The sequence below is a fragment of the Pseudonocardia sp. McavD-2-B genome (genome assembly GCF_024124365.1).
In the GTDB taxonomy this organism is placed as follows: Bacteria; Actinomycetota; Actinomycetes; order Mycobacteriales; family Pseudonocardiaceae; genus Pseudonocardia; species Pseudonocardia alni.
Genome location: NZ_JAMXSG010000353.1, coordinates 1 through 4,808, shown reverse-complemented (window position 1 = coordinate 4,808; position 4,808 = coordinate 1). Strand labels below are relative to the sequence as shown.

General features: G+C 75.5%; 5 protein-coding genes and 1 pseudogene. All 6 read right to left on the bottom strand.

The annotated features are described in order from the left end of the window. A partial coding sequence (locus tag NH602_RS28075) for a hypothetical protein (RefSeq protein ID WP_253069371.1) occupies positions 1-798 on the bottom strand: 798 nt, incomplete at its 3' end. Then, positions 795-1,160 carry a hypothetical protein gene (locus NH602_RS28070; RefSeq protein ID WP_253069370.1) on the bottom strand — a complete coding sequence of 122 codons (366 nt, stop codon included), beginning with the start codon at positions 1,158-1,160 and terminating at the stop codon, positions 795-797. The genes NH602_RS28075 and NH602_RS28070, both read right to left, overlap by 4 nt. Positions 1,161-1,298: 138 nt before the next feature. Continuing rightward, positions 1,299-1,805, bottom strand: a complete 507-nt coding sequence (locus NH602_RS28065; protein WP_253069369.1) for a hypothetical protein — start codon at positions 1,803-1,805, stop codon at positions 1,299-1,301. A gap of 301 nt (positions 1,806-2,106) precedes the next feature. Next, positions 2,107-2,691, bottom strand: a complete 585-nt coding sequence (locus tag NH602_RS28060; RefSeq protein ID WP_253069368.1) for a GNAT family N-acetyltransferase — start codon at positions 2,689-2,691, stop codon at positions 2,107-2,109. A gap of 14 nt (positions 2,692-2,705) precedes the next feature. Then, positions 2,706-4,487, bottom strand: coding sequence for a biotin carboxylase N-terminal domain-containing protein (locus NH602_RS28055; protein ID WP_253069367.1), 1,782 nt, complete (start codon positions 4,485-4,487; stop codon positions 2,706-2,708). A 114-nt stretch (positions 4,488-4,601) separates the two neighbouring features. Continuing rightward, positions 4,602-4,808, bottom strand: a pseudogene (locus NH602_RS28050) (hypothetical protein); the annotation flags it as partial.

Genomic DNA, 4,808 nt, shown 5'->3' with positions numbered 1-4,808 from the left:
GGGTGCGCCGGGCGTGCCGCCGGTGCGGGGGGCATCGGTCGCGGGAGCCGGCCCGGAGGAGGGCCCGCCGACGTCGATCGGCCGTGCCCCGGGCACCCCGGCCCGTTCGTTCCCGGTCAGCACCGCCGCGGTGATCCCGCCGAAGCCGATCCCCGCGAACACCGTCGTCCCCGTCCCGGCGCCGCCCGCCGGGTCCGGGGCCGGGTCTGCGTCGCCGCCGGGGCCGGGCGGGGGCCCGCCGGGCGACAGGGCCGGGACAGCGGAGGAGGCGGGGGCGGTGCCGTCGCGGGTGACGACCGGGGACGCACCCCACCCGGTCCACGGGGCGCCGGTGAGGCGGGTGTCGTCGTCGTAGCGGACCATCAGCTCCGCGGCCCGGCCGGCCGAGTTGCCCGCGGCGAGGTCGGTGGCCGCCCAGTCGTCGAGCAGGGCCGGGCCGGTGGGTGCGGCCTCCGGCGGCGTCGGCGCCGCGGCGGCCGGCATCCGGGCCCGGAGGTCCGCGGCGAGCCCGGCCTGGGCGGCGAGTGCGTCGGCGGTGCGGCCCGCGTCGACGGCGGCGGAGACGACCCAGCCGTCCAGCGACCCGAAGGCCACGGTGACGCCGTCCGCGGTGCCGCCGGACCATCCTCCGGGCAGGTCACGGACCTGCCCGGACAGCTCGCGGTGGACGTCGGTGAGCGCGGCGGCGGCGTCGCGCCACGCCCGCTCCGCCCCGGCCGACGCCGCGGGGCCCGGACCGGCCGCCACCATCGCGACGATCTCGGCGTGGCTCAGTCCCGCCCAGCGCGGCGCGGTCACCGGGCACCCCGGTTCAGCGCGTCCGTCGTCGACTCCTCGGTGCGGGTGTAGGCACGCCCGGTGGCACCGGCGGCGTCGCGGGCCCGCAGCAGCTCCGCGTGCAGGGTGCGCAGCCGCCCGATCGCGGCGTCGGGACCGTCCGCGGCGTGCACGGCGTAGCGGGCCGCGGCCTCGGCGCTGGCCGGATCCCCCAGCCACGGCTCGACCCGGCGGGCGTCGGCGTCGAGGGTGCGGAGCGCGACGGCCAGCCGGGACGCGGCCCGGTCGAGTGCCTCCGCCGCCCCGGCCGGGGCGGCCGGGTCGACACGCAGGTCCGGGTGGATGTCGGGCACGTCGGCCTCCGGTGCGGACGGGCGGATCACGGACGGGCGCACGCTAGGCCCGCACCGGCCGTCGCCGCGGCGGTTCGCCGCGGAACGGTCGCGATCGCGAAGCCCGCACACGACGCCACCCCCGTCCGCACCGGTGGTCACCGGCGCGGACGGGGGTGTGTGTCGCGGTCAGGCCGCCGCCACCTCGGCCGGCTCCGGGACCTCGACCGGGGCGCACCCGCGCAGCGGGCACGGCGGTGGGGCCCAGGACCGGGGCGTCCCGCCGAGGGCGGGAACGGTCCCCGCGAACGGCCACCGGCCTGCGAAACGCTGCAGGTACCAGTAGACGAACAGGTGGTCCGGTTCCTCCGGGTCGGAGACGAACAGCGCACGCTCGCCCAGGTCGGTGACCCAGGCTGCGTAGTCGTTCGCCACCTGCCCCGGTGGGCGCGAGGCCCGCCGGGTCAGGAGCCAGTCCTCCGCCCGGGTGCGCCAGGTCGCCAGCGCGGTCGGGTGCAGGGTGGCCCCCGGGAGCTCCCGGAGGTTGGCGGTGAAGGTGCCGATCAGGACCCCGTCCGCTCCGTACGCGGAGGAGATCAGGGTGAGCAGGGAGTGCGGGCCCGGGATCGGGCCGTCGGTGTGGACGTGCGTCGTGACATGGAACGTCGTCGGCGCGATGTCGAACTCTGGGGGCATGACGGATCCTGTGACGTCTCGGTCGAACTGGGACGGCTCACGGCGCGGCTGGGCCTGCGTGGCGAGCGGATCCGCGGCGCGGTACTCCGCGTGGCGGTAGTTCCGGGCCCCGTGGATCGGGCACACGGGTCGGCTGTGGAGTTGTGACGTTGCGTGCCGCGGGCGCCGGACGGCGTGCGCGACACGCCGGGAACGCTAGAACGGCGCGACGTGCCGGTCAACGGGCGGTGACCCGGTCGGCACGGCGCGTTCCGCGGAACGCGGTTGTCGACGCGCGGGCGACGGGGCCCCGCGGACCGCCTCAGCCCTCGCCCACCAACCGCCCCAGCACGACGACGTCGACCCGCTCGCCGTCGACGGTCCACGCCTCCCGCAGCCGCCCCTCCGGCACGAACCCCAGCGCCGCGGCGACGGCGGCCGACGCCCGGTTCGGCTCGGCGTGCATCCAGGTGACACGGTGCAACCCGAGCCCGCCGAAGGCGAAGCGCACGACCGCCCCGGCCGCGGTGCGGGCCAGGCCGCGTCCGCGGGCGCCGGGCAACGTCCAGCAGCGCAGCTCGGCGGTGCCGTGGGTGATGTCCAGGTGCTCCAGGGTGATCTCGCCGAGCATCTCCCCGGTCGTCGGCTCGGCGACGGCCCAGGCACAGCGGGTGCCGCGGGCCCAGCCGTCGATCCGGTCCGCGACGTGCGCGGTCACCTGCTCGTCGAAGTCCGGGGCGGCCGGGTCCGGACGGTTGCGCCAGCGCCGGATCTCCGGGTCCCGGCAGGACGCGGCGACGGCCGGGCGGTCGTCCACCCGGCCGTCGTGCCGTGGTCCGCGCAGGTACCACGTCCCGGCGTTGATCTCGACCGGGTCGAGCACCGGGCCGGTAGCGGGGACGGGCACCTGGTCCAGGGGACTCAGTCCTTGATCTCGCAGATGACGGTGCCCTGGGTGACCGAGGCGCCCTGCTCCGCGTCCAGGCCGGTCACGGTGCCGGCCTTGGTCGCGGTGACCGGGTTCTCCATCTTCATCGCCTCGAGGACGACGATCAGGTCACCCACCTCGACGGTGTCGCCCTCGGAGACCGCGACCTTGATGATCGTGCCCTGCATCGGCGCGGTGACGGCGTCGCCGGAGGCCTTCGCCCCGCCGCCGCCCTTGCCGCCGCGCTTGCGCGGGGCCGCCTTGGCCGCGCCGCCGCCGCTGCCGTTGCCGCCGCCGAGGGCGAGGTCACCGGGCAGCGAGACCTCCAGGCGTCGCCCGCCGACCTCGACGACGACGGTCTGCCGCTCGCCGGACTCGTCCTCGGCACCCGCGCCGCCCTCGAACGGCGGGACGGTGTTGTCCCACTCGGTCTCGATCCAGCGGGTGTGCACGGTGAAGTCCTCGAGGGTCTCGGCGGCGTAGGCCGGGTCGGAGACGACGAGACGGTGGAACTCGAGCACGGTCGCCATGCCCTCGACCGTGAACTCGCCCAGTGCGCGACGGGCCCGCTGCAGCGCCTGCTGCCGGTCGCTGCCCCACACGATCAGCTTGGCCAGCAGCGAGTCGAACTGACCCCCGATGACCGAGCCGTCCTCGACGCCCGCGTCCATCCGGACGCCCGGGCCGGCCGGGTACCAGATCCGCTCGACGGTGCCCGGCGCCGGCAGGAAGTTGCGCCCGGCGTCCTCGCCGTTGATGCGGAACTCGATGGCGTGCCCGCGCGGCTGCGGGTCGTCGTCGAAGTCCAGCTCCTGGCCCTCGGCGATCCGGAACATCTGGCGGACCAGGTCGATCCCGGTGGTCTCCTCCGAGACCGGGTGCTCGACCTGCAGACGGGTGTTCACCTCGAGGAAGGTGATCATGCCGTCCTGGCCGATCAGGAACTCGACGGTGCCGGCGCCGTAGTAGCCGGCCTCCTTGCAGATCGCCTTCGAGGCGTCGTACAGGGTCGTGCGCTGCTCGTCGCTCAGGAACGGCGCGGGCGCCTCCTCGACGAGCTTCTGGAAGCGGCGCTGCAGCGAGCAGTCCCGCGTCCCGACGACGACGACGTTCCCGTGCTGGTCGGCCAGCACCTGGGTCTCGACGTGGCGCGGCTTGTCCAGGTAGCGCTCGACGAAGCACTCGCCGCGACCGAACGCCGCGGTGGCCTCACGGACCGCGGACTCGTACAGCTCGGCGATCTCGGAGCGCTCGCGGGCGACCTTCATGCCGCGCCCGCCACCGCCGAAGGCGGCCTTGATCGCGACCGGCAGGCCGTGCTCGTCGGCGAAGGCGATGACCTCGTCCGCGTCCTTGACCGGGTCCTTGGTGCCGGGCACCAACGGTGCGCCGGCCTTCAGGGCGATGTGACGTGCGGTCACCTTGTCGCCGAGGTCGCGGATCGACTGCGGCGACGGGCCGATCCAGGTGAGGTCGGCGTCGATCACGGCCTGGGCGAAGTCGGCGTTCTCCGACAGGAAGCCGTAGCCGGGGTGGATCGCGTCGGCACCGGCCTGCTTCGCGGCACCGATGACCTTCTCGATGTCGAGGTAGGACTCGGCGGCGGTCGAGCCGCCCAGCGCGAAGGCCTCGTCGGCGAGCCGCACGAACATCGCGTCCCGGTCCGGGTCCGCGTAGACGGCGACGCTCTGAAGTCCCGCGTCCTTCGCTGCTCGGATCACGCGGACGGCGATCTCTCCCCGGTTGGCGACGAGCACTTTGCGCAGTGCGGGCACGGTCGAACTCCTCCGGTCACGGCGCCGGCCCGATGCTCCGGCGCAGGGTTAGGCGGAGTGTAAGAGCAGAGCCGCCGGAAGTTACCGGCGGGGAATGTGGCGATGGCAACGTCGTCACCCGTCCGAGGGCCCCGACCTCGACCCCGATCGCTCCGGTCGTGACCGGTACCACCATCGGGACAGGCGGTTCCGGGGGCGCGGGGCGGTGCGTCCGTCGTAGTGCAGCGCCGCCTCGCGTGCGGCCAGCTCGCGCCGTGCGCCCGCACCGAGCCGCCCGGCGGCCGCGAGCTCGCGGGCCAGGTCCCAGCCCTCCCGCTCCGG